The 23988-nt window shown below is 38.3% G+C and carries 21 protein-coding genes; 2 read left to right on the top strand and 19 right to left on the bottom strand.

Going from position 1 to position 23988, the window contains the following annotated elements; all coding sequences use genetic code 11:
- Window positions 1-23: 23 nt before the first annotated feature.
- The 3 genes from L659_RS0120730 to fdxA form a co-directional block, all read right to left on the bottom strand.
- Window positions 24-1778: a putative bifunctional diguanylate cyclase/phosphodiesterase gene (locus L659_RS0120730; protein WP_407072741.1), complete on the bottom strand. Its 1755-nt coding sequence runs from the start codon at window positions 1776-1778 to the stop codon at window positions 24-26.
- Between the two features lie 578 nt (window positions 1779-2356).
- Entirely contained in the window at window positions 2357-4600 is a 2244-nt protein-coding gene (locus tag L659_RS0120725; protein WP_024591757.1) for a carbohydrate binding family 9 domain-containing protein, read from the bottom strand.
- Window positions 4601-4736: 136 nt separating this feature from the next.
- Window positions 4737-5060 carry a ferredoxin FdxA gene (fdxA, locus tag L659_RS0120720; RefSeq protein WP_002958626.1) on the bottom strand — a complete coding sequence of 108 codons (324 nt, stop codon included), beginning with the start codon at window positions 5058-5060 and terminating at the stop codon, window positions 4737-4739.
- A 195-nt stretch (window positions 5061-5255) separates the two neighbouring features.
- Between fdxA and L659_RS0120715 the strand changes: the two genes are divergently transcribed.
- Complete coding sequence (locus L659_RS0120715) at window positions 5256-6863, top strand: NAD(P)/FAD-dependent oxidoreductase (RefSeq protein ID WP_024591756.1); 1608 nt, start codon at window positions 5256-5258, stop codon at window positions 6861-6863.
- Between the two features lie 95 nt (window positions 6864-6958).
- On the top strand, window positions 6959-8458 hold the full coding sequence (locus L659_RS0120710) for an amidase family protein (RefSeq protein WP_024591755.1): 1500 nt from the start codon (window positions 6959-6961) through the stop codon (window positions 8456-8458).
- 30 nt (window positions 8459-8488) lie between these two features.
- Here the strand turns inward: L659_RS0120710 and L659_RS0120705 are convergent, their stop codons facing one another.
- The 16 genes from L659_RS0120705 to L659_RS0120630 all read right to left on the bottom strand — a co-directional run bounded on the left by L659_RS0120705 (window position 8489) and on the right by L659_RS0120630 (window position 23987).
- Entirely contained in the window at window positions 8489-9793 is a 1305-nt protein-coding gene (locus tag L659_RS0120705; RefSeq protein ID WP_002958629.1) for a DEAD/DEAH box helicase, read from the bottom strand.
- 90 nt (window positions 9794-9883) lie between these two features.
- Window positions 9884-11113, bottom strand: a complete 1230-nt coding sequence (locus L659_RS0120700; RefSeq protein ID WP_024591754.1) for a beta-ketoacyl-ACP synthase — start codon at window positions 11111-11113, stop codon at window positions 9884-9886.
- Window positions 11113-11838, bottom strand: a complete 726-nt coding sequence (fabG, locus tag L659_RS0120695; protein WP_024591753.1) for a 3-oxoacyl-ACP reductase FabG — start codon at window positions 11836-11838, stop codon at window positions 11113-11115. Before fabG ends, L659_RS0120700 begins: the two co-directional genes overlap by 1 nt.
- Window positions 11835-12290 carry an ApeP family dehydratase gene (locus L659_RS0120690; protein WP_024591752.1) on the bottom strand — a complete coding sequence of 152 codons (456 nt, stop codon included), beginning with the start codon at window positions 12288-12290 and terminating at the stop codon, window positions 11835-11837. Before L659_RS0120690 ends, fabG begins: the two co-directional genes overlap by 4 nt.
- On the bottom strand, window positions 12283-13452 hold the full coding sequence (locus L659_RS0120685) for a beta-ketoacyl-ACP synthase (protein WP_024591751.1): 1170 nt from the start codon (window positions 13450-13452) through the stop codon (window positions 12283-12285). The genes L659_RS0120690 and L659_RS0120685 overlap by 8 nt, the downstream gene beginning before the upstream one ends.
- Entirely contained in the window at window positions 13449-14009 is a 561-nt protein-coding gene (locus L659_RS0120680; RefSeq protein ID WP_024591750.1) for a DUF3261 domain-containing protein, read from the bottom strand. The genes L659_RS0120685 and L659_RS0120680 overlap by 4 nt, the downstream gene beginning before the upstream one ends.
- Window positions 13997-15235: an NAD(P)/FAD-dependent oxidoreductase gene (locus L659_RS0120675; RefSeq protein ID WP_024591749.1), complete on the bottom strand. Its 1239-nt coding sequence runs from the start codon at window positions 15233-15235 to the stop codon at window positions 13997-13999. Before L659_RS0120675 ends, L659_RS0120680 begins: the two co-directional genes overlap by 13 nt.
- A gap of 1 nt (window position 15236) precedes the next feature.
- Window positions 15237-17477 (bottom strand): MMPL family transporter, encoded by a 2241-nt coding sequence (locus L659_RS0120670; protein ID WP_024591748.1) that lies wholly within the window; start codon window positions 17475-17477, stop codon window positions 15237-15239.
- Between the two features lie 46 nt (window positions 17478-17523).
- The gene (locus L659_RS0120665; RefSeq protein ID WP_024591747.1) at window positions 17524-18033 is read right to left on the bottom strand and encodes an outer membrane lipoprotein carrier protein LolA; all 510 of its coding nucleotides are present in this window, start codon (window positions 18031-18033) and stop codon (window positions 17524-17526) included.
- 23 nt (window positions 18034-18056) lie between these two features.
- Window positions 18057-18485: an acyl-CoA thioesterase gene (locus L659_RS0120660; RefSeq protein ID WP_007580812.1), complete on the bottom strand. Its 429-nt coding sequence runs from the start codon at window positions 18483-18485 to the stop codon at window positions 18057-18059.
- The gene (locus L659_RS0120655; protein ID WP_024591746.1) at window positions 18478-20022 is read right to left on the bottom strand and encodes an HAL/PAL/TAL family ammonia-lyase; all 1545 of its coding nucleotides are present in this window, start codon (window positions 20020-20022) and stop codon (window positions 18478-18480) included. Before L659_RS0120655 ends, L659_RS0120660 begins: the two co-directional genes overlap by 8 nt.
- On the bottom strand, window positions 20015-20983 hold the full coding sequence (locus L659_RS0120650) for an LpxL/LpxP family acyltransferase (RefSeq protein WP_024591745.1): 969 nt from the start codon (window positions 20981-20983) through the stop codon (window positions 20015-20017). The genes L659_RS0120655 and L659_RS0120650 overlap by 8 nt, the downstream gene beginning before the upstream one ends.
- Complete coding sequence (locus L659_RS0120645; protein WP_024591744.1) at window positions 20973-21722, bottom strand: glycosyltransferase family 2 protein; 750 nt, start codon at window positions 21720-21722, stop codon at window positions 20973-20975. The genes L659_RS0120650 and L659_RS0120645 overlap by 11 nt, the downstream gene beginning before the upstream one ends.
- Entirely contained in the window at window positions 21715-22080 is a 366-nt protein-coding gene (locus L659_RS0120640; RefSeq protein WP_024591783.1) for an ApeI family dehydratase, read from the bottom strand. Before L659_RS0120640 ends, L659_RS0120645 begins: the two co-directional genes overlap by 8 nt.
- Window positions 22064-23428, bottom strand: a complete 1365-nt coding sequence (locus L659_RS0120635) for an AMP-binding protein (protein WP_024591743.1) — start codon at window positions 23426-23428, stop codon at window positions 22064-22066. Before L659_RS0120635 ends, L659_RS0120640 begins: the two co-directional genes overlap by 17 nt.
- Window positions 23421-23987 carry a hypothetical protein gene (locus tag L659_RS0120630; RefSeq protein ID WP_024591742.1) on the bottom strand — a complete coding sequence of 189 codons (567 nt, stop codon included), beginning with the start codon at window positions 23985-23987 and terminating at the stop codon, window positions 23421-23423. The genes L659_RS0120635 and L659_RS0120630 overlap by 8 nt, the downstream gene beginning before the upstream one ends.
- Window position 23988 lies beyond the last annotated feature (1 nt).

Here is a 23988-nt window from a genome sequence, read left to right as displayed (position 1 = left end):
AGAGTGGCATTTTTATTTGTAAACTAACTAACTATATCCCAAGCACTTGTACCCGATGCTGAAAGGTTACTAGTGTTATTGCGTAATACTTTATTACCTACATTAGCTGATGACTCAGGTCGACTTACTAAATAACCCTGAACAGAACTCACACCCATTTTTTTAACAAGTTCAAACTGCCCTATTTCTTCAACGCCTTCTGCTACAATTTTAAGGCCAAGCTTTTGTCCAAGCTCACTAATTGTATTTAATATATCATTATATTTTTGGCTTTTATTAGCTTGAGCTATAAACGAGCGATCAATTTTAATAACATCTATTGGTAAATCCGCTAATGTGCTCAACGAGCTAAAACCTGTGCCAAAGTCATCAATAGCAATAGTGATACCCTCTTCTCTTAGCCTACTTAGCTCTTTAATTATTTTAGGACTGGCTTTAATAAATGTTGATTCGGTAATTTCAAGCATTAAAGACGTAGCCGGTAAACCGGTTTTTTTGAGCTTCTTCATTACCCAATCATAAATGTCACGGTGCTTTAATTGAATGCCCGAAACATTTACTGATATTTTTACTTTACGCATACCTGCATTGTGCCATGCAGCCATTTGCCTACATGATTCAAGCATAATCCAATCGCCAAGTTCTAATATTAAATTAGACTCCTCTGCTATTGGAATAAATTCTGAAGGGGGGATCATACCCTCAACTGGGTGGTCCCACCGGGTAAGCGCTTCAAAATAATCAATCATACAATCTTCAACATGCACAATTGGCTGAAAAGATAAGTAAAAATCTTTACAAGCGACCGCTAAACGCAGCTCTTCAAGTAAATAATGGTAACGGCGCATTTTGTTACCCATTTCTGGCGAGTAAACTTTAAATATTCCCTTACCATCACTTTTAGCTCTATACATAGCTACATCGGCTAATTGTAAAAGCGCTTGAGGCGTTGATGCACTTTCTGGGTAAGCCGCAATACCAATACTGGCACTAATTTTTACTATTTTATTGCCAAGCACAAAGTCTTTTTCAAGCTCACTTAGCACGTGCTTAGCAATTTCAACAACTCTGTCGCTATCATCAAGTAATTCTATAAAAATGGAGAACTCGTCTCCTCCTAACCTTGATAAGTTTTGCTCTAATTGGTTAGCACTATTTATGTTACTTAATTTATGGTGGCGTAAAACATTCGCAAGTCGGCTAGCAACTTGAACTAATATTTCATCACCAAAACTGTGACCAAACGAATCGTTTACTTGTTTAAAACCATCAAGGTCTATAAACAGGAGTGCACACTTGAGATCTTCCTGATTCGCATGATTAATTTGTCTGTCGATATGTTCAATATAAGCATGGCGGTCAATTAATAGCGTCAGTTTGTCTTGGCATATACTGGTTTGTGTTTGTTTTACATAATTAGCCACATGCGTATTTAAACTATTTATTGATTGGCTTAAGCTGCTTACACCCAAAGGATTCTCTGCCGGTTTTACTTGCAAATTAAATGCAGTGAGTAAGCTATTGGCTTGAAGATTAAGCTCCGCTATTTGATTTTTATAATGACGCTTCCTACGTTCTCTACGTAAGTACAGGCCAGAACCAAATATTAAGATACATAAAAGTAAAAAATTAATAGGTGATGCAAGTGTCATTATAATTAACTTACTTGAATCAGCAGCTACAAACTGGGTGTCAGTGGTTTTAATAAGCAAAAAGTCAGCAGTGGGCTGCTCAATTATATAGTGGCCATTTAAGATCGGATTATACCAAGGAGCCATATCAAGAGTGGTATTCGTTATTTCGAAACTTCGTATATCAACACTAGTACTAAATAAATTTATACGATTAATCTGATTCGTTAATTCTATGTTTATGCAAAAACAAAATAGAATTATAATTAGAAAAATAAAACCGAACGGTTTAAGTTTACTCATAAAAAAAATCCATCTATTTTGCTTCTCCTATTAAACCTATTACCAAAAGCGGATTATATCGCTTGCATTTAGTACTACGCAAGCATTGATATAATCCTAAGCCATTAGAATAACAAAAATTTGTAACAATAACGGATTAACTAACTATATTTGATATATAGTATAGGTGGCATTAACAAAAATAAACAAAAAGGTTCTAATTGTTTAAAATTTAATACATACCGTCGATAAGCTCTCTTTTGTTTTTTCTTCCGCGTCAATCTAGGCCACACCATTACAGCCTTTAGTATCTGTATTTGCTAATCCTTTCTGACATTCCCGATGCTTCAATACACCATTTCCTAAAATTATTCTTCAAAATCATGCCTTGCTACACAACCTAGGAATGTAACAACTATCGCAGGTACAATTATTATTTTTATTTAAAGCTGCCATGCATAGCTAACTTTTGTAAAAAATGTACGCTGATCTCGCTCAATATTTTTAAGAGAATCGTCTTGGTAACCTCTATCTGAGTAACCCAAATAAAACAGTGTTTGCGCATTAATTTTATATGAGTAAACAAGCTGGCTGCCATAGTCTTTATTGATTTGACTAACTTGGTAAAAGTAGGCGTTTTCGTCTCTATCAATGTCTTCAAATTGTAAAATTAATTTAAGAATTGAACGCATGCTAAATTTATAATGAAGTCTAAAGTCGACCAAGTTAGCAGTAAACACACGTTTCCCTTGCGGGTTGTCTAATTGACTGTAGTTATGTTTTACATCGAGCTGCCAGTGGTCGTTAATATCCCATATAACTTGTGTTTGAGCGTTAAACACATCACCAAGCTGTTCATTTGTATAGTCAATACGGCTTGCATATTCGGTATATAAGGTGAGCTTTAAATCTTTAGTCGGTTTGAACCCTGTGTAAATATAACCAATATTTTGATTGTAAAAATTGCCATTAAAGTTTTCATAACGGTGCACTAAACCAATTTCAAAAATAGATTGTTTTTGGCCTTTAAAGCTTAAAAAGCCTTCGTATTCTTCTTCAAGTAAGTCGCCGTTTTGCGCCCACGTTTTATCCCAGTCAGCTTCGTATGACCATGAGGTAAGTAAATCAGATTCATCTCTGTACCATGTTTGTCCGCCACCAAAGCCTACTTTTTCATAATCAACTTTAGCTTGATAACCTAAATCGGTGCGGTAGTCCTGCCCAATATTTTCATAAGATGCAAATAATTTGTAATCACGTTTATCGCGGGTAAGTTCCAGGGCATATGCTTCATCTGACTGAGTTTCAGATAAGTTATAATTTTGAATTAAAAATTCAGAGTTACGTGTATCAGCAGATGATACTTGATACAAAAGAGTATCCGATTGATTAAACCAGTAGCTACCATCCACTGATAATACAGTGTTGTGATAGTCATCACTTTCTCTGTGCGTGCTTGAAAGGCCAATAGTACCCTGCTGACCTAGGTCATATTGATAACGCCCTGCGGCCGCATTCGTTTTTTCGTTTAAGCTTGCAAAGCCAGAGCCCTGATTCGTTGGCAGTAAAATATTACTATTGTCGTCATCAGCGAGCATTAACGCATAACTATGATCACCCGTTTTACCCGTTAATTTTGCACCTAAAGTAGGCTCTGCAATTGTACGTGTATATAAAAGCTCAAATAAGCTGCTTTTAAAGTAAGAAGCTCCATCTAAAAAGAAAGGACGTTTTTCAGCATAATAAATAGAAAAGGTTGTATTTACATCGAGCTCTAAAGAGTCTGTTTCTACTTGCGAAAAATCTGGGTTGATAGTCGCATTTAAAACAGCGTCCTTGGTTAAACCCCAGCGCAAATCTAAGCCCACTTCGGTATCTATATCACCATTATCCCAGTTACCCGGTAATTCAGATTTATTATCATTACGAAGTGCTGTCAATGTAGGGGTTAATTGAATATTTTTACTCGATTCAATATCGCTAAAACCCACTAACTTATCAAACTGACAAAGGCTACATTTTATATTTCTATCAAATCCCATATTTGATAGCTGATATAAAACATCACGTTGGTAGTTTCTCATGACTGAAAAACCCCACGTTAGCTCTTTTTTATTTTCAGGAAAGCGCAGTGCCTTAAAAGGAATACGCATTTCAACAATGTAACCTTTCTCGTTAATTTGTCCCGCGCTATCCCAAATAGCATTCCATGAGGTATCTGAGCTCCATCCATCAGTATCGGTCATTCTTATATCGCCTTGTGCACCAAGGGGATTCACATGAAATTCATAACCACTGCGTTCATCATTAAATGTATCAATAACAAGAATGACTACGTCGTCTTCCCATAGCGTATCGCGGTCACGAAGTGATGCACGAATTTGTTCAGGGTTTGGATCCTCTGCAATGAAGGCAACATATAAGTTTGTGCCATCTTCGTAAATAAAGGCATCAGTTTTTACAGGAGGTGTGCCTTTTTCGTTAGGCTCATCTTGGTAGAGTAGAGGTATACGTGTCGCATTTTGCCAGTGCGCTTCATCCATAACACCATCAATAGTGATATTTGAATCAATACGAGATAAGGATACTTGCTGTTTACTAGCCGCTACATCAAGGCTTGAGAGTAATAAAACGAAACTTAAAAATAGGAAGGTAAACTTTTTTATTATAGTTATAAAGTACTGCATAAACATCCATTTAGACTGTAATTACTCATAGGGAGTAACTTAAGCTGGGGATTGTAATTTATCCAGGTACATTTGTTAATACTTTGAAATAAAAAATTAACTATTTAATGATAAAGGAGTAACTAATTGTTACGTATTATGTTTCGAGTAGTTTAAGTTTATCGTCTATGCCATTCCATACATCAGCGTCCTCTGGTGCAGGTTTAACCTCTGTAATGCGCGGCCAGACCAGTGCAAGTTCAGCATTCAATTCAGTAAACTCTTTTTGAGATTCTGGTAATTCATCTTCTTGGTATATAGCATCAGCTGAACACTCAGGGACACATAAGCCACAATCAATACAATCAATTGGGCTAATAGCTAAAAAATTAGGGCCTTCAAAAAATGCATCTGCTGGGCACACTGAAACGCAATCGGTGTACTTACATTTTATACAATTTTCGGTAACTACAAACGCCATACTATTTTAATACCTAAGATTTTAAATAACAGCTGCGGATCATACCCATCCACCCCAAAAATACAATAAATAAGTGCCATATCACCCTATTTTAACGTAAAATACGCGCCTTATGTTTGCACACCAACTGTGCCCTACATCCCCTTATTGTGAGCGGTAATTAAAAACCCGCTATGACACCTAAAAGAGATATAAATGATACGTTTAACCGAAATAAAGTTGCCACTTGATCATGACGAAGATGCAATTGGCCAAGCAATTGTAAATAAACTAAAAATCCAACCAGAACAATTGCACAGCTTTAATGTGTTTAAACGTGGTTATGATGCACGTAAAAAAACTGCAATTTTACTTATTTATACACTCGATATAGAAGTAGATAACGAAGCTGATTTACTCGCAGCATTTGAAAAAGACCAACATGTAAAAGTAGCGCCAGACACAAACTATAAATTTGTAGCCCAAGCCAGCGAAAATATAACAGAGCGCCCTGTCGTGATTGGCTTTGGCCCTTGTGGTTTATTTGCAGGCTTATTACTTGCTCAAATGGGCTTTAATCCCATTATATTAGAGCGCGGTAAAGAGGTACGTGAACGTACAAAAGACACGTTCGGTTTTTGGCGTAAACGCACACTTAATACCGAATCAAATGTACAATTTGGTGAAGGTGGCGCAGGTACATTCTCAGACGGTAAGTTATACAGCCAAGTAAAGGATCCAAAACATTACGGTCGTAAAGTCATTACTGAATTTGTAGAAGCTGGCGCACCCGATGAAATTTTATACGTAAGTAAGCCACACATTGGTACGTTTAAACTTGTCACCATGATTGAAAAAATGCGCGCTCGTATAATAGAACTAGGCGGCGAAATTCGCTTTAGCACACGTGTTGACGATATTCATTTAGACGACGGGCAAGTAACAGGTTTAACGCTTTCAAATGGCGAGCAACTAAACACTCGCCATGTTGTATTAGCCGTTGGTCACAGCGCACGCGACACGTTTGATATGATCCACAAAAAGGGGATTTATGTTGAAGCAAAGCCATTCTCAGTCGGTTTTAGAATCGAACATAAACAATCAATGATCGATGAATGTCGTTTTGGTACAAATGCAGGAAACCCAATTTTAGGCTCTGCCGATTATAAACTTGTTCATCATTGCGACAATGGCCGCACAGTTTACAGCTTTTGTATGTGCCCAGGTGGCACAGTAGTCGCTGCAACCTCTGAAGAGGGCCGCGTTGTTACCAACGGTATGAGCCAATATTCACGCAGTGAGCGCAACGCTAACAGCGCTATTGTGGTAGGCATATCACCGGAGCAAGATTTCCCAGGTAATCCACTTGCCGGAATAGACTTACAACGTAAACTTGAAGAGCAAGCGTATGAGCTTGGTGGTAGCAACTACGATGCACCAGCCCAGTTAATTGGCGACTTTTTGAAAGGTAAATCATCAGAAAACTTAGGTGAAGTACAACCCTCTTACACACCCGGTATTAAGTTAACCGACTTGAGTAAAGTGCTACCACAATTTGCAATTGATGCTCTTCGCGAAGCGATACCAGCGTTTAATAAACAAATTCGTGGCTTTTCAACTAACGACGGTTTATTAACCGGCGTTGAAACACGTACTTCGTCGCCTATTAGTATTAAGCGTGATAAAACATTCCAAAGTATTAACACCAAAGGGCTTTACCCTGCAGGTGAAGGCGCAGGCTACGCTGGCGGTATTTTATCAGCGGGTATTGATGGTATTAAAGCGGCTGAAGCGGTCGCACTGTCTATGCTAGAAAACGCTTAAACCTCTTTTTTAAGCTGTTTATCGAAAAGCCTCACTTTGTGAGGCTTTTTTGTGCTAAATGTATAGAAAATAATAACACCTTAAGCACCTCAATAATGATCAAAACATTTACCTTTTCGTTGCTTAGTGTATTGGCAATTTTTAACGCTAAAGCACAAGAACTAAAAACCATCGATGAAATTCACAGTGCATATAAAAATAATTCTATTAATGCACAGCAACTCACCCAAAATTATATAGACCGAATTAATAAACTTAATCCACACTATAATGCGGTTATTAGTTTAGAGCCTACAGCGATTGCTCAAGCTAAAACGTTAGATGAACTTGCCGTCAATGGAACTTGGGCTGGGCCATTACATGGAATACCTGTACTTCTTAAAGATAATATAGAAACTAAAGGCACACTTCCTACAACGGCTGGCTCTTTAGCACTTAAAAATAACGTTACTAATAATGATGCTTTTGTTGTTAAACAACTACGTAATGCGGGCGCTATAATTTTAGGTAAAGCTAATTTAAGTGAGTGGGCAAATTTTCGTTCATCCTATTCATCTTCAGGCTGGAGTGTCGTAGGCGGACAAACACATAATGCGCACGATGTAACACGTAACCCATGTGGTTCTAGCGCAGGTTCTGCTGTTGCGGTAGCACTTAACTTTGCGCCCATAGCATTAGGGACTGAAACAGACGGTTCAATTACGTGCCCAGCTTCAGTAAATGGAGTTTATGCAATAAAACCGAGTATGGGCCAAGTATCACGCTCAGGTGTTGTGCCTCTTTCAAGTAGCCAAGATTCAGTAGGGCCGATGGCGCATTCTCTTAAAGATTCGCTGCTGGTTTTATCTGTTTTGCAAGGTGAGGACTCCCTTGATGCAACAACTACAGGGTTTGAATTAAAAACAGGTAATATAAAATCAAAATCGTCACTTATTATTGGTGCACTGCCTAGCGACAAATTTACAGTTGAAACGCAGCGCCTTTATGCCAAGCAGTTACAAGCATTACAACAGGCTGGACACACTGTTATTAATGTAGATATTACTGATAACTTAGATACGCTATTTGCTGATGAATACTATATTTTACTTTACGACTTCAAAGCCGAAATTAATCATTACCTCGCAAACACTCCAACACAAGTGGCTGTTAAAAGCCTAAAAGCACTTATTAATTTTAATATTCAAAATAAAAAAACAGAAATGCCCCACTTTGAGCAAGACATCCTAGTTCAATCGCAGGCTATTGATTTAACTAACAAACAAAAATACCAGGAGACTAAAGAACGCTATCGCACTTTAGCAACGACAGCCATTGTTAATGTATATAAAAACAACAAGCTTGATATTGTTATAGCGCCTACAGTATCACCGGCCTGGAAAACAGACTTAGTTAATGGTGATAATTTTAATGGCAGTAGTAGTTCGTTATCTGCTATTGCTGGCACAACGCACATAACCCTACCGGTCGGAAAAGTAAGTGGTTTACCGGTTGGTTTGTCCATAATAGCAAATAAAGAGGACGAGCAAGCGGCTTATGTATACGCAAATATTATTGATGAGGTGTTATCACCAGGCACAAAAAAACCTGAGTAAACTCAGGTTTTTTAAACTAAACGGCGTTAACTATGACTTTTTAAGTGACAGTTTTTCGCCTTTTAAGCTTTTACGAACGCTTGAAATACGTGAGCGATTTACTGCTCTCGCTTCACCGGTTGCTTGTCCTGATAACTTGTTAGAACGTGTACGGCGTAAATGCGCTGGTTTTTTACCAATTTTATCAATGAGTACTTCACGGTTACTTACTTCATAACCTTCTAAATATACACGTTTGATTTTTTGGCCGATTAGCGTTTCAATTTCAAACAAAGTGTTTTCTTCTTCACGGCTAACAAATGAGATTGCTTGACCTTGACGACCAGCACGACCTGTACGGCCAATACGGTGAACGTAATCTTCTGCAAGCCATGGTAAATCAATATTAATTACACGAGGTAAGCCATCAATATCAATACCACGAGCAGCGACTTCTGTAGCCACTAATACGCGTACCTTGCCTTCTTTAAATTCACGTAAAGCACGACGACGGTTACCTTGAGATTTATCACCGTGGCAAACGCCTGCCGGAATACCATCGAGGTTAAGCTCTTTAACAAGCTCATCAGCTGTTTCTTTCATGTTTACGAAGACAAGCACTTGTTGCCAGTTTTTCTTACCAATCAATTCAGAAAGTAGCTCTTGCTTACGACGTTCTTCAACTGGGTAAACAACATGCTCAACGGTGCTTGCTGTACTGTTAGTTTGATCAACACGGACTATTTCAGCTTGTTTCAATACTTTAGATGCAAATTGTTTAATTGCTGCAGGGAATGTAGCAGAGAAAAGTAAAATCTGGCGCTCTTCTGCACAGCTTTTAATAACGTTTTGCATATCTTCAATAAAGCCCATATCAAGCATACGGTCAGCTTCATCAAGAACAAGGTGCTTAACACTTGCAAGGCTTAAGTTACCTAAACGAATATGATCAAATAAACGACCTGGCGTTGCAACAACAATATCTACACCTTCTTTTAAAGCATTTGCTTGGCCGGCTGTGCTAACACCACCAAATAAGCTAACGACTTTAAGTGATGTATGCTTTGCAAAATCTCTAAAATTATTTGCAATTTGTTCTGCAAGTTCACGCGTTGGAGCAAGTACTAATGCATGAGGTGCATTAGTTGTGCTGAGTTCAGACTCAACCAATTTTTGGATGATAGGTAAAGCAAACGCGGCAGTTTTGCCGGTACCAGTTTGTGCACTGGCTAAAACGTCTTTACCTTTACGAACAGCAGGAATTGCTGCGCGCTGAATGGGCGTAAGGGTGTGATAGTTAAGTTCGTCCAACGCCTGGATGATTTCAGGAGCGAAACTAAAAGATTTAAAATTCATGCTGTATAACCTACGGCCACATTATCAAGGGTCGCAAATTATACAGTAAAAACGAGCTAACAGTTAGTTATAACTTATCTTTTAACGTGTTTAATCTACTTTATAGCGTTTAAATATTAAAGAGGTGTTAATACCACCAAACGCAAAGTTATTACTCATCACGTAATCGGTATTAATCTCACGCCCTTGATGCCTTATGTAATCAAGCTGAGCACATTCGTCATCAACGTTATCTAAATTAATTGTTGGTGCAAACCAGTTATCTGCCATCATATTAATGCTTGCCCATGCTTCTATTGCACCACAAGCACCTAATGTATGCCCCAAATAACTTTTTAACGAGCTAATAGGTTTGCTGCCCAATGCTTTAAACGTTGCGTGAGACTCGGCAATATCACCTTTATCTGTTGATGTACCATGAGCATTAACGTAACCAATTTTTTCTGGTTCTAAATTGGCATCTTGCAGTGCCATTTCTATCGCTAGTTGCATTGTTTTTGATGTTGGTTGAGTAACGTGCTGTCCATCAGAATTACAACCAAAACCAACCACCTCAGCTAATATTGTTGCTCCGCGCGCTTTTGCATGTTCGTATTCTTCTAAAATAAGTGTACCCGCGCCTTCGCCTATCACTAAGCCATCGCGATTTTTATCAAAAGGTCTTGGTGTTTGTTTTGGTGTTTCATTTTTTGTAGATGTTGCATAAAGCGTATCAAATACTGCAGCCTCTGTGATGCATAATTCCTCTGCTCCACCAGCCACCATTATTTTTTGTCGGCCAAACTTAATCGCTTCATAGGCGAAGCCTATTCCTTGAGATCCCGATGTACAAGCAGAGCTTGTTGTTATAACACGCCCTTTTAAACCAAAAAACACACCAACATTTACAGGGGCAGTATGCGCCATCATTTTAATGTAACTCGTGGCTGTTACACCTGACATCGACCCCGTTTCCATCATATTTGCAAAGGCGAGTAATGGCTCAGTAGAGCCCGTAGATGAGCCATACGCTATACCCGTAGAGCCATCTGTTAGACTTTCGTGCTCGAGTAGTTTGGCTTGTTCAAGTGCGCATTCAGTAGCACGAGTTGACATAAGTGACACTCGCCCCATTGAACGGATTTGTTTTCGTTTGTAATGACCTGGTCGCTCAAAGTGTTTAACTGGCGCGGCTAAACGAGTATTGAGGTCGTCAGCTATATCCCACTCTGGCATAGTAACAACAGCATTTTCGCCTTTAATTAAGGCTTGTTTGAATTCAGACCAATCATCGCCCAATGCAGTGACCACCGACATCCCTGTTACAACAACGCGTTTAATCAAACCATGCCACCATTAACCGAAATCACTTGGCGTGTTATGTAAGCTGCATCATCAGACATTAAAAAAGCGACTGTTCCCGCAACTTCTTTAACGCTCCCCATGCGTTTAAGGGGTATCATTTTCATCATTTCATCAATAGGTAATTCATCAGTCATCGCGGTTTCTATTAAACCAGGTGCCACACAATTAACTGTGATTTTGCGTTTTGCCAATTCTAATGCAAGTGCTTTAGTGGCCCCAATAATACCGGCTTTTGCTGCACTATAATTTACTTGTCCTCGGTTACCTGCAATACCTGACACCGATGACATTGTAATTATTCGCCCACCTTTACGGCTTTGTACCATAGGCATTACAGTTGGGTGTACTACATTATAAAACCCATCAAGGCCTGTACGTATTACACAATCCCAGTCTTCCCCTTGCATAGCAGGAAATGCCATATCGTTAGTAATACCTGCATTACACACCACGCCATAATAAGCGCCATGCTGAGCTATATCTTCTATTATTTGTGCTTTGGCCTGCTCTCTGTCGCATACATCAAATTGTAATAAACTGGTGGTTCTACCTAATGCATTAATTTCATCGCATGTTGCTTGAGCTTGCTCAACACCCGCTCTGCAATGTACTGCAATATCAAACCCTTGCTCAGCAAGTTTTAACGCAATAGCTTTACCAATACCACGGCTTGAACCCGTAACTAAAATTCTTTTTGTCATTGATTTTCTCTTATAAATTCCAACGGGTTTTCAGGCTGAAATACATTAATTTTTGCTTGGCAAAGTAGAGTTTCACACACGAGTATTTGGCATTCAAATACACTTAAACCTGACTCTTCTTGATATAGCTTTTTCACTTCAATAGTCAGCTTACTGCCGTTTTTAAAACACGGTTGATAAGTTTGATACTTTCGCGTGCCAATTAAAAAACCAATTTTTACAGGTTTATTTTCATCATTCGCTAACGCACCAGCGTAAGCGGCAATAGACTGCGCCATGTACTCAACACCAATATAGCTAGGTACGCCGTTAATTGCAGGACTAAAAAAAGGGCTTTGCTCAGTTATAGTAACGCCGCATTGAGCTTCATCTTCGCTGTGTGTTAAAAGGCTATCTATTAAAATCATAGGCGCATCATGCGGGACTACTTGCTCTATAGGGTAATTAGTCAACGTTAACTCCCAATATTAAGCTGGCATTATTACCGCCAAACGCAAATGAATTAGATAAGCAATATTTAAGAGCGGGCTTAAACGCTTGTTTTATTATTTTTATATCAGCCAAATCACTGCCTTCTTTAATCGCGTTATACGGCAGCATATGTTGGCCGCTGTCTTTTAATAATAACCAACATATACCGGCTTCAATGGCGCCTGCAGCACCAAGAGTATGCCCTGTTAAATGCTTACTTGAGCTAAGCGGGGTATTGTTGCCAAACACGCGATTAATTGCAAGTGCTTCCATTTCGTCATTTTTTACAGTAGCCGTACCGTGAGCGTTAATATAATCAATATCACCACAGGATAACTTTGCGCTTTTTAGTGCTTTTTCCATTGAGGCTTGGGCGCCCATCCCATTAGGATCGGGGGCTGACATATGATGCGCATCTGAGCTTTCGCCACTGCCTAGTAACATAATGCCGTTATTTGTTATTGGCTTATTTTTAGTCATTACAAATAAAGCGGCCCCTTCACCAATATTAATGCCGTCTCTGGTGCTAGAAAAAGGCTGGCATAAACCCGAGCTTAAAGAAGCGAGCGAGTCAAAGCCATTAATTGTTAATTGGCACAAACTATCCGCACCACCACAAATTACCACATCGGCTAAATCAGCATTTAGCAAAGCTCGGGCGCTAATTAACGCTTTGCTACTCGACGTGCACGCAGTAGAAATACTGTAACAAGGCCCTAGAGCCCCTATTTTATGTGCAATATAATGAGCGGGTGTAGCTAACTCTTGATCACTGTAACTAAAGTCATCAGGCCAGAGTTTTGTACTTTCATAGTTTTTACGCGCTCTTTCGCCATCATGAATACCTGATGTACTAGTACCCATTACAATTGCGATACGCGACTTATCAATATGCGAAAGTTTATCTAAGGTTGGCTTAATCTGCTCTAAAGCTAGATCAATAAATGTATTGATACGTTTATTATTTGATAAAGCAATAGACTGAACTTGCCCGACATACAGCGGAGTTTGCTCAGCACTTAAACTTTTATTTAAAGTTAATAAAGGAGTTGCAGGGTTATATTTATTTAAGCTTGTTGTGGTTGCATCTTGGCCTATGCCCATCGCACTCACAATGCCTAAATCATTCAGCCAATATGTCACTGTTCTACCTTTTTAAATGTTATTTGATACTGATGTAAAATATTGTTCAACGTTGTCGACTCATCACTATAGTCAATGGTGATAAATGTACCTTCATCGTTAAATACTTCCCGATTAGAGCCAACCTGCTCTATTAAAGCACCCTCTAACTGCTTTTGTAAAAATGCTACTGGCCAATGTACTAATGCAATATCCGCTAAAATATAATGAGGGTCTATCCCTTCTACCGCCAGCATATTTCGTGTTTTTACTGGGCCATTTAAAGGTTTTTCAAGCTCCATAATCGGAAAGCCTTGCACTGTCATTAACAATAACTTAATTGCACCTTTGTCATTTATAGCTAATTGGGCAAATACAGTGTGTGTGTTTTGCTGATTCGTAATATACAAAACATGCTGCCAAGACTTATCAAACATTTGTGCTGGCACACTATTAATATTTAATTGAATATTAGGTGATAGATACACTCTATTTTTAGATGCTGTAAAACTCGTACATGCGCTCAATACAGCAAATATAAATACACTACACACCACATACTTAATTAATTTTGACATAACTGAGCCAACACATTTAAACGGCGTTCACTTTGTGCAACAAATGGGTTATTTGTATCCCATGCGTAGCCCGCTAAAATAGCACTAATCATTTCTCGCACCTGAGTATTTTGTTCAGAGTAAAATATCACATCCTGAAAACGCGTATCGTACCACCCTGTTACAAATGTTCTAAAACAATCGACTCCAGCTTGTAATGGCTGTGCGTAGTGAGCGTCAAAATCGACGACTTCGTTTTTTAAATAGCGATCAACAAGTGGGGCAACTAAATTTGCAGATTTGAGTGCAATTGTTACACCTGATGAAAATACCGGGTCTAAAAATTCCCCCGCATTACCCAATAAAGCAAAGTGCTTACCATATAACTTACTCACATTTGCCGAGTAGCCTTTTATATTTTTTGCTGGAGTTAATAACTCACGCTGTGCTAACAGTGTTTTTAAATAAGGGTCTTGCTCTATAAATTGATTTAGTAAATCGCTAGATTCATCATCATTAAAACGCTCTGACTGCGCCACAACCCCAATACTCGCAGTACCATCACTAAAGGGAATAAGCCAATACCACACGTCTGAATATTGAGGGTGTACGGTAATCAAAATTTTATTTCGATCGAAGCTTGTATCACTAATATTGTCTTTAAAGTGACTAAAATAAGCGCTTCGAACAGGAAAGTTAGAAGGAAGCTCTAAATCTAACAATTTTGGTAATACACGCCCAAAGCCACTTGCGTCCAATACAAATCGGGCATTAACGCGATAAGCTTGCTGCTGCTCATTGTGTACCACTAATGATGCACCATTTGGCTCATCACAGTAGTCAACCACCGTGTGCTTATATCTGATTTCTACGCCTTGTCCTTGTGCTTTGTCTGCTAATAATTTGTCAAAGTCGGCTCTTTTCACTTGATACGTAGTGTCTGGGCCTTTAGTAAATTTTTCAGTGAAATTTATAGTTGTATTTTGCCCTGCCCGATGAAAAGCAGCGCCATCTTTAAACTGAAAACCTAAAGCCGCTGCATTGTTATGTAGTGTATCGATTAAGCCCGCGTCTTCTAAGTACGCCATACATTGCGGCAGTAAGCTTTCACCAATTGAAAAACGTGGAAACGCCTGCTGTTCAAGTACCAGTACCCGCCATCCCTTTTGAACTAAAAGACTACTAGCCAATGCACCAGAAGGCCCAGCGCCAATAACAACAACATCGTACTGCTCAAGGTTATTCAAATTATTGTTCCTTTTGAGGCTTTAAAACACTCAGCGGTGATAAAAAGTAAATAGCTAAAATCCCTACCATTACACTCAGCCCAAAGCTAAAAATAGCCGGTGTATCAGATGCACTCAACATGCCAAATACCCACATTGATGACGCAGCCGATAAGCTAATCGCTAACACATTTTTGGGCTCTAACTTATTTATTTGATAAAAAACGAGGTAATCAATTGCTAAGGCAATAACAAGTAACGCACCGAGTAAATTAAATAACGACAAGCTACCTTGAATCGCATTACATACCCAAAGCATGCTCAACACCACAACAGATAAAATGGTCACCTGCAGCAGCGCTATCTTAATCGTAAATCGCCAACTAAAAAGCAGCCAACTAATAAAACCCGCAAGCACTAGGCTTAATAGTAAATATTCACGGTAATCACTTAATAAAGCACTAATTTGTTTAGGTTTATTATAAAGGTAAATTCCATTGTTTTTTTCAACCTCATTAATTAGTTGATCAGATGAAATACCCGAAATAGACACCCACGTTATCGATTGTTCTGACTCAACAACCATTTGAGAAAGCAGTAATGGTTTAAATGTACTCGTGGCGAGTGTTTCATAAGTTAATAAGGGCGCTTTTGTACTTGCTAGCACTTGCCCTGTAACGCGCTCAGCAATATTCAAAGTCCCTTTGTTTTTTGCCTGTTCAAACAAGGCTTGGTTATCCCTCTGCTTTTGTAAACTAGGCAACCAATGGCTAATGCTATTATGTTTAAAATTAGGGTTTAGTTGGGTTAAGCGTTTTAAAAATTGTTCTTGTTTTTGTAATAGCGCTTCGTCGCTATCTGCAAACATAAAAACAATTTGGCTATCCCATTGCCCAAGTAATAACAAATGCTTTTTTTCGTTTAGCATTAAATGTTCGGAGCTTGCATTTAATAGCTTTACATCGTCATTAAAGCTAATAGGTTTTATCAAAAATAACGCACTTATAAGGACTAATAACGTAATGAGTATTGGTTTTTTTAAACTATTGCAGTATAAAAAAACCTTAATGAGCTTTTGACTCATCAATAAACTCGAAGGCGATAACCTGAGTGTAGATTGCCACAATGGCAAAACTAAAACTGTAAATAGCCAAGCACTCACTAAACCCGCAATAACAAACACACCAACTTGAGATAATAACGTTAGTGGTGCACCTAGTAAGCAGCAATAACCCAGCGTAGTCGTAATAAGAGAGAGTAAAAGCGCAGATTGTGTCCCTTTGCTGTAGCCTTTTTCATGCTCTTTTTTTGCTAAGTCAGTCATACCATGGAATGCATAATCAATGGCAATACCAATCAAGGTAACTGCAAAAACAAGCGTTAATAAATGAATAGTATTAAACAGCAACACCATAGCGATAGCGCCACCAATAAGTGCGCTCAGTACGGTAAAGCTTGCTAATAAAATACTGTTTAAACGCCTAAATACCCAAAATACCATACCAATAAGGGCTAATAAGCTAATGCCACCAAACAGGCTCATCTCGTATTTAGCTTGTTCAGCATTTTCAGCCGTATGAAATAGCACACCAGAGTAAGTAATGCTTAAATCAGGGTAGGTTTTATTAAGTATATTAATCTGTTTAATTATCGAGCCAGCTAAATCAATTGATTTATTAACCCCTAAATTTTCGGGCGCTAAGTTTGCCAAAATGACACTGTATTCAACGCCTTTTAAACGTCGAGTTAAACGACCTTGTTCAAGCGTAAACAATTGGCTTTGTTTTAAGTTATCTTCTATAAATGCCGCTAAGCTCAAACTTGTATCTTTGCTTAAGGTAGCACTTACAAATGGGTTGCCTAACTGATTTAATTGCTCAAGGTAATAATATTCAAACGTTGTTTTTTTGATTAATATTTGCTTGTAAGTATCACTTAATAACGCATGTTTGAAAGGTGAGAATGTTTGCGCTAAATCGTTAACGGACGGAAAGTTAAATGTGCTTTTAATTGCATTATCGTCGAGCCATTTTTGGAAATCATCAAATGCTTTATTTTTATTATTTCCTGCAAACGAGAACATAATACGGTTAGCATTTTGCTGAAAAAAAACATCTTCCGCATGTGCAATTTGGGAGTGCGACTTTGGCAATAAGCTAAACATATCGGCGCTAAACGTTGGTTTAGACAGCCAAAAAGCTGCAGCAAAAAGTAAAATTAAACTGCTAAACCACCCTACAATAACGGTAATTCGTTTTGTCACTGCACTATTCCCTTAATTAACCACTGCATTATTTAAAAACATAATTTTATTTGGAATAAGTAAACTCAATTTTTGTGTTATTTCCTGAGTGCTCATTTAGTGTAATACTGCTCACTTGCTTAGCAGTTTCACATAAAATAAAATCACTAAATAATTGCTGTAACATCGCTTCTTTTGGTGTTAACTGTGTGCAACTGTCTTGCATTTTAGCAATATCAAAACGTGTTTCCAGCGCACTCATATTTACGCTGAGTAAGTCACTCAGTAACCCTACAAATTGCTCGCTACCAGGTTGTGGTATTAACTCACCATTGGCATTTTGTGCAAGCACTTTGCCGTTTTCTATTATGAGCATACTCTCAACAGGCATTTTCACTTGCCAAATGAGCTTTTCATCAATTAACGAAAAAACACCCGACGAAATAAAAGGCTTAGCAAATCCATTAAATTGCTTATATTGCTTAAACTCACCTTTAATAGCTGCTGCATTTACTACAGTGCAAAACAGTAAAAAGCTAATAGCTATGCTCAATGTAAAACATTTTAAAAAATTCATTTAATCGCCTATAAAATAAAAATTTAATTCAAAACCGCTTTTAACTTATTAAATAAAATAGCGGGTGATTCAAATTGCATTTCTTTGGAGCTAACCTCAACCGCAACTTGCGTGGTTGAGGCTTTAGTAAGGCGCTTATTAGTTAGCGAGTCAGTGATTACGTAATCAATCCGTAGTCTATTCTCGTATTCTTTTAAATAAGCCGCTACTTTAATTTTTTGAGTAAATACTGCTGAGGCGACATACTTTATTTGCATATCAACAATAGGCCACGCGTAGCCCGATTCATGCATTTGCGGGTAATCATAATCAAATAAACGCAGTAACTCGCAGCGCGCTACTTCTAAGTAACGTGGGTAGTTACCATGCCATACAACATTCATTGGGTCGCAGTCATGAAATGGAATTTCGATTTCTACCACATGCGTTAATAATGCACCTTTACTATTCATACAACGCCCAACGTTTAGTTTGAATATACCCTATTGTTTGCCTTAGCACGGCTTCCATTGGTCTATCCTCAGTGAGGTTTTCAAAGTAATCAGTTATATCGGTATACATGTTTTGCATATTTTGCGTTAAAGTCGAAAACTCAAGATCGCCTTGTTTTATACGCAATCTAACACCTTGAATACTTGCTAATAACGTACTTGCTAACACTTGTTCTGTTAGCTGTAAAATACGTAAACAATCGCGAGACGCAATAGTTCCCATACTCACTTTATCTTGATTATGACACTCTGTAGAGCGAGAAAAAACGCTGGCCGGCATGGTTAGTTTTAACGCCTCTGCTGTGTAAGCACTACAGCCAATTTGAACCGCTTTAAAACCATGATTAATATAACGGCGCTCTGGTGCACTATCAGACAAGTTTGAAGGTAGCCCATTGTTGTACTTAGTATCAACCAAAGAAGCGATTTGTCTGTCTGCTAAATCAGCAAGGTTTGCAACGGCTGTTTTCATGCTATCCATTGCCATTGCAATGTGGCCTCCGTAAAAATGCCCGCCGTGTAATACATGCTCACCTTGGCCGTCAATTATTGGGTTATCGTTTGCTGAATTAAGCTCGTTTTCTATCATGTGCCTAAAAAACGGCAGACTGTCTTGCAGAACACCAATAACATGGGGTGCACAACGGATTGAATACCTATCTTGAAGTCTGTCTGCATTACGAGGGTGATCGTGATGGTTTAAATCGTCTCTTATCCAACGTGCAATTTGCTGCTGCCCAGGATGTGGCTTAACTGAAAATAATATCTCATCAAAATGATGGCTATTTCCTTTAAGCGCTAAACTTGATAATGCAGTAATACGGCTCGCCAGTTTAGCTAAGTAATTAGCCCTATCAAACGCTAAACACGCTAATGCAGTCATTACCGCTGTGCCATTCATAACGGCAAGACCTTCTTTTGGCCTTAGTGTTAGAGATTCTAAGCCAACTTCTTTCATAACTTCAGCACTGTTACGTACTTGGTCTTTGTAAAACACATCACGCTCGCCTACCATCGCACCTGCAACGTAAGATAACGGTGTTAAATCGCCACTGGCACCTACTGACCCTTCTTGCGGGATCACAGGCACTATATCGTTATTTAAGTAATCTTTAAGTAGATGCAGCATTTCCCAGCTAATACCAGAGTAGCCCTGAGAAAGTGATGTTAAGCGGGTCGCTAAAATTGCACGCCCTTGAACTTTATTAAATACATCCCCGAGTCCACAGCCGTGAAAGCGAGTTAAATGCAGAGGTAATTCATCAACTAAATCAAGGGGTACAGCCACCGTTACAGAATCACCGTAACCAGTAGTAACGCCGTAAATCACGCCATCTTCTTTTAAAAGTGTGTCTAAAAAACGCAAAGCGCTATTAATTTTAACGCTAAAAGTTTCACAGCTATTTAATTGCACTTGTGTTTCATTAAAGGCAACTCGAACAATATCTTCAATTGATAATCGCTGATTGCCAAAAAGCTGTATATTTTGTTCAGTCACACTTGTTCTCCATTGATTGATCGCGCACTACCTGCTGATCACTTTTCCAAAAATCGTAAAAATTAAACCACTGATAAGGATATAAAGCTGCGTAATAACTCAAACGCTGTGCATAGTCAGTAATAATAAGTGTTAGCGCCTGCTGTCGCTCTCGTCGAGGCATTTTTAATGACTGGCTGTAACGTTCAAATATCACTTGATACTTTTTGCTTTTTTTATCTTTTAAACAAAACAAAAAGTAAACAGGGCAATCAAGCAGCGCGGCTAATATAAAAGGCCCCTGTGAAAATGGGGCATTTTTGCCTAAAAACGGTACCTGTACCGACCGAGAAGCCGTTGTTGTGCTTGTTCTGTCACCAACAATAACGATTATTTCTCCCTGCTCTACTTTTTCTTTTAGTAAAATAGCTAAGTCAGGCCCCATATCAGTCACTTGTATTAAATTAACCGACACATCTGGGTTAATCTTTTTAAGCATTTTATTAAATTCAACAGCGTGATGGGTAAACACCAGTACATTTATTTTTTTACTGCTGCGGTGCTGGCTAAGTGCCCTGCACACCTCTAAATTACCCAAGTGGGAACCTATAAAAATAGCCCCTTGATTTTGCTCATCTAGCTCAGCAAATAAATGCTCATTAGTGTATTTAATATCACGTTGGGTTATTCGCCCAAGCCAAGCATCAATTTTATCTAATGCGCTATCTGCAAAACTGCAAAAGTGCGTTAATTGCATTTTAAACGTAACAGGTTGTTTACTGCCTTGGTAAACATTAACCTGCGCTAAAAACGCTTTAGATGCTACACGCGCTACTTTTCCTGTTAAAAAAAGATAAAAAACCACAGGAAACAAAACAATCCACAGCCCTTTTCTACCCAGTAATTTATGAGCAAATAACAGTATTTGAATACCTAAGAAATTACCGCGCTCTTGCATTTTAGACCAGTGTTTAGCGGCCATAACGCCTCTTTAATTTATGCCAAATTAACACAGGAGAGCGAATCAACATTCCAAAAAACAAGCGGGTGTGTAACCACGAAATACGCACGTTATCGTGTAATGGCTGAAAATGAGAAAGCCCATTTTCGGGGTAAATTACTTGGCTAGGTAAAAATACAAAAGGCACATTGCGCCAATATAAACGCACTAAAATTTCGGGGTCAAAATCCATGCGTTTTCCAAGCGATACCTCATCAATTAGCTTTGTACTTTGCTCAAGCGGATATACTCTAAAGCCACACATCGAATCTACAATTGTAAAACTTAACGTTTCAATCCATACCCAAACATGCGTTAAATAACGTGCTAAATAACGGTGTTTAGGCACTGAATCGTCATATATTGGGCAACAGCTTATAAGCGCTTTAGGCTGAGCGTTTGAAAGCGCTATTAGTTTTTTAATATCAGATAAGTCATGCTGACCATCAGCATCAACCTGTATCGCATGCGAAAAACCTAGCTTATATGCTTGCTTTAAGCCGGTTTGTACCGCGCCGCCTTTACCTTGATTATCGTCGTGGGTAACTACACTCAACTGCGCGTGTTTTGCATCAAGCTTACTAAACACATTTTTAGCTTCGACGTTGCTTGCGTCATCAACCATAATAATAGGAAGATTAAATGACGATAATTGGCTCAGTACATCATCAATAACCGTAATGTGATTATAATTTGGGATAACAATACAAAAGTTATTCATTTATCAGGCTATCAAAAATAACACGGCCAGATGCATGCTGTCCTTTGTTTGAATTATACGAAAAGGTATATTTATTCTCTGCTTTTTGCTCTAGCAATAATTCGATTGTTATACCTGGGGTAATCACTACCTGAAATTTTAATACTTCAACATTTTTAACAGGTTGCTGAACATTATAATGTTTGCAAATTGCAGCCACAGCCCAGTCTAATTGCACAACACCTGCGAGTATTGGGCCATCCGTAAAATGTCCTTTGAAATAATCTAAATCATGAGGAACTAGTAAGCTTAATTTATACTTTTGCTCTGCTTTTTCACAAGACAGTAAATCAGGCTGTGTTTTAGTCAACTTTTGCAAAAAGACTCTCCAATGCTTTTAAATTTAACTTTGCCTGTGAGTTGTATGGTAATTGATCTACAAAACGCCACTTCTTAGGGATACAAATTCGCTCAAAGCGCGCTAATGCATGCGCTTTTAATAAATTATTTGTAGCTAACTTACCGTCACCATTAAAAAATATCTGCCCTTTATGCGTAAGCACAACAATAGCGCCTACAATTAACCGCTCACCAGGCAAGGCGATTACTTTAGCTTCACTTACCCACTCACTAGTACACAAATGTTGTTCTAGTTCATCTAAACTTAATCGTTTTTCTTCTAATTTTATAATTCGATCGAATCGGCCTAATAATCTAAATTGACCATTTTTAAGTACTTCGCCTCTATCATCTAAAGGGTAATTTTTGTCGCGAACGAGCGGTGAGTTTAAAATTAAACGCTGATCGTCCAAAGCCCGTACTTTAATACCCGAAAAAGGCTGCCAAAGGCTAACCTTTTCAAGTGAAGTAACTTGTCGATATGCAATACCACCGGTTTCGGTACTACCAAAAACTTGTGTAACTGGTTTATTTAATTGCGTAAACAACGATACAGCATCTTCGTTTAATAGCGGTCCACCTGATGAGAAAATCCATTGTAAATGAGACTTATCATCCACTAAAACATTATCAATACATAACCGTTTTAACTGCGCTGGGCTTGAAACAAACACTACTTTTTTAAATAACTTGAGCTTTGTAGCTATATGTTCTGGATAATGCAATAGCTCTGTATTTACAACCTTTCCTGCACGTAATGGCCACAACAATCTAAACAATAAGCCGTATATATGCTGATGCGAAACACTCGCTATAAAAATAGGATTATCAATCAGTGCGTAGCTATTAATTAATGTACTTAATTCTTTATTTATTACCTGCCACGTTTTTACAATTGGCTTTGCTTTACCCGACGAGCCCGACGTGTAAAAAACAATTGTGCCTTCTTGAGGCCATTTAATTGTTTCAATAGATACAAAGTGAGGTTGATTGACTAAGGTTCCTATATCTAAAAAATCAGCCTCTAAATCGGCTACTAATTCAGACTCACCAATAAAAAAAGGTGTTTGTTTAAGCAAGGAGTTTAACGTTGCAGGTTGCCCATTAGGCGGCAAAATCACTGTGTTTCCGTGTAGTGCCAAAGCAAATAAGTACACGGCAAATTTGTAGGTGTCTGTGGTGTATAAAACAACCGATGATTTAGCATTTAACGTTGATAGCTTTGCTAAAACTTCGTTTATATCACTAACAAACTGACGCTCCGAAATATCATTATCAGTATGATTAAAACATGTTCTTATCGCATTACTTTGAAAAGCATTAAACACCGGCGTTCCTTTTTACTTTTTGTCTGACTAGCCACTCTATAGCAAACAATGTGCCCATAGCTAAGTAAGCAATAAAACCATTATAAAAAGCCCAGGTTTCTAGGCTACTAAAAATACTGGTGTACAGGGCAATGCCACCGTTTAATACAAAAAAAACACACCACACTAGCGTTACTTTTTTTGTATAAATTACACCGTTTTCATCAAGTGAGGGCTCAGTAATGCGCGCAAAGGTTTCAATAATAGAAGGCCCTTTATACAAAGAATACGCAAACACAACTAACATGACTAAATTAATGATTACGGGATACAAACGCAGCCCTAAATCGCTATCCATTACCTTGGAAATCAAAATAGTAATGGCAGCTAAAAATGTAGCGGGCTTTAACCACGGCATTTTATCAAACAAGGCTCTGCTTAACCAAAGTCTAAGCCCGAGTAAAAATAGCAGTAATACTGTAATAATCTGACTATTAAAACGCGTAAGGCCTACGTACACAATAATAGGGTAGCAAGCCAAGCAAATCATAATTAACGTTGTTAAAACTGCTTTTAACATA

The sequence above is a fragment of the Pseudoalteromonas sp. S8-8 genome, assembly GCF_000497875.1.
Taxonomy (GTDB): Bacteria; Pseudomonadota; Gammaproteobacteria; order Enterobacterales; family Alteromonadaceae; genus Pseudoalteromonas; species Pseudoalteromonas arctica.
Note: the sequence above shows the minus strand (reverse complement) of the source record. Positions and strands in the feature narration are given on the sequence as shown.

Excerpts from the sequence above, each read along its gene's own strand:
- L659_RS0120645 (WP_024591744.1), bottom strand. The coding sequence starts at position 21,722 with ATGAATAACTTTTGTATTGTTATCCCAAATTATAATCACATTACGGTT.
- L659_RS0120705 (WP_002958629.1), bottom strand. The coding sequence starts at position 9,793 with ATGAATTTTAAATCTTTTAGTTTCGCTCCTGAAATCATCCAGGCGTTG.
- fdxA (WP_002958626.1), bottom strand. The coding sequence starts at position 5,060 with ATGGCGTTTGTAGTTACCGAAAATTGTATAAAATGTAAGTACACCGAT.
- L659_RS0120715 (WP_024591756.1), top strand. The coding sequence starts at position 5,256 with ATGATACGTTTAACCGAAATAAAGTTGCCACTTGATCATGACGAAGAT.
- fabG (WP_024591753.1), bottom strand. The coding sequence starts at position 11,838 with ATGACAAAAAGAATTTTAGTTACGGGTTCAAGCCGTGGTATTGGTAAA.
- L659_RS0120650 (WP_024591745.1), bottom strand. The coding sequence starts at position 20,983 with ATGGCCGCTAAACACTGGTCTAAAATGCAAGAGCGCGGTAATTTCTTA.
- L659_RS0120680 (WP_024591750.1), bottom strand. The coding sequence starts at position 14,009 with ATGTCAAAATTAATTAAGTATGTGGTGTGTAGTGTATTTATATTTGCT.
- L659_RS0120725 (WP_024591757.1), bottom strand. The coding sequence starts at position 4,600 with ATGCAGTACTTTATAACTATAATAAAAAAGTTTACCTTCCTATTTTTA.
- L659_RS0120630 (WP_024591742.1), bottom strand. The coding sequence starts at position 23,987 with ATGTTAAAAGCAGTTTTAACAACGTTAATTATGATTTGCTTGGCTTGC.
- L659_RS0120710 (WP_024591755.1), top strand. The coding sequence starts at position 6,959 with ATGATCAAAACATTTACCTTTTCGTTGCTTAGTGTATTGGCAATTTTT.
- L659_RS0120665 (WP_024591747.1), bottom strand. The coding sequence starts at position 18,033 with ATGAATTTTTTAAAATGTTTTACATTGAGCATAGCTATTAGCTTTTTA.
- L659_RS0120660 (WP_007580812.1), bottom strand. The coding sequence starts at position 18,485 with ATGAATAGTAAAGGTGCATTATTAACGCATGTGGTAGAAATCGAAATT.
- L659_RS0120730 (WP_407072741.1), bottom strand. The coding sequence starts at position 1,778 with ATGGCTCCTTGGTATAATCCGATCTTAAATGGCCACTATATAATTGAG.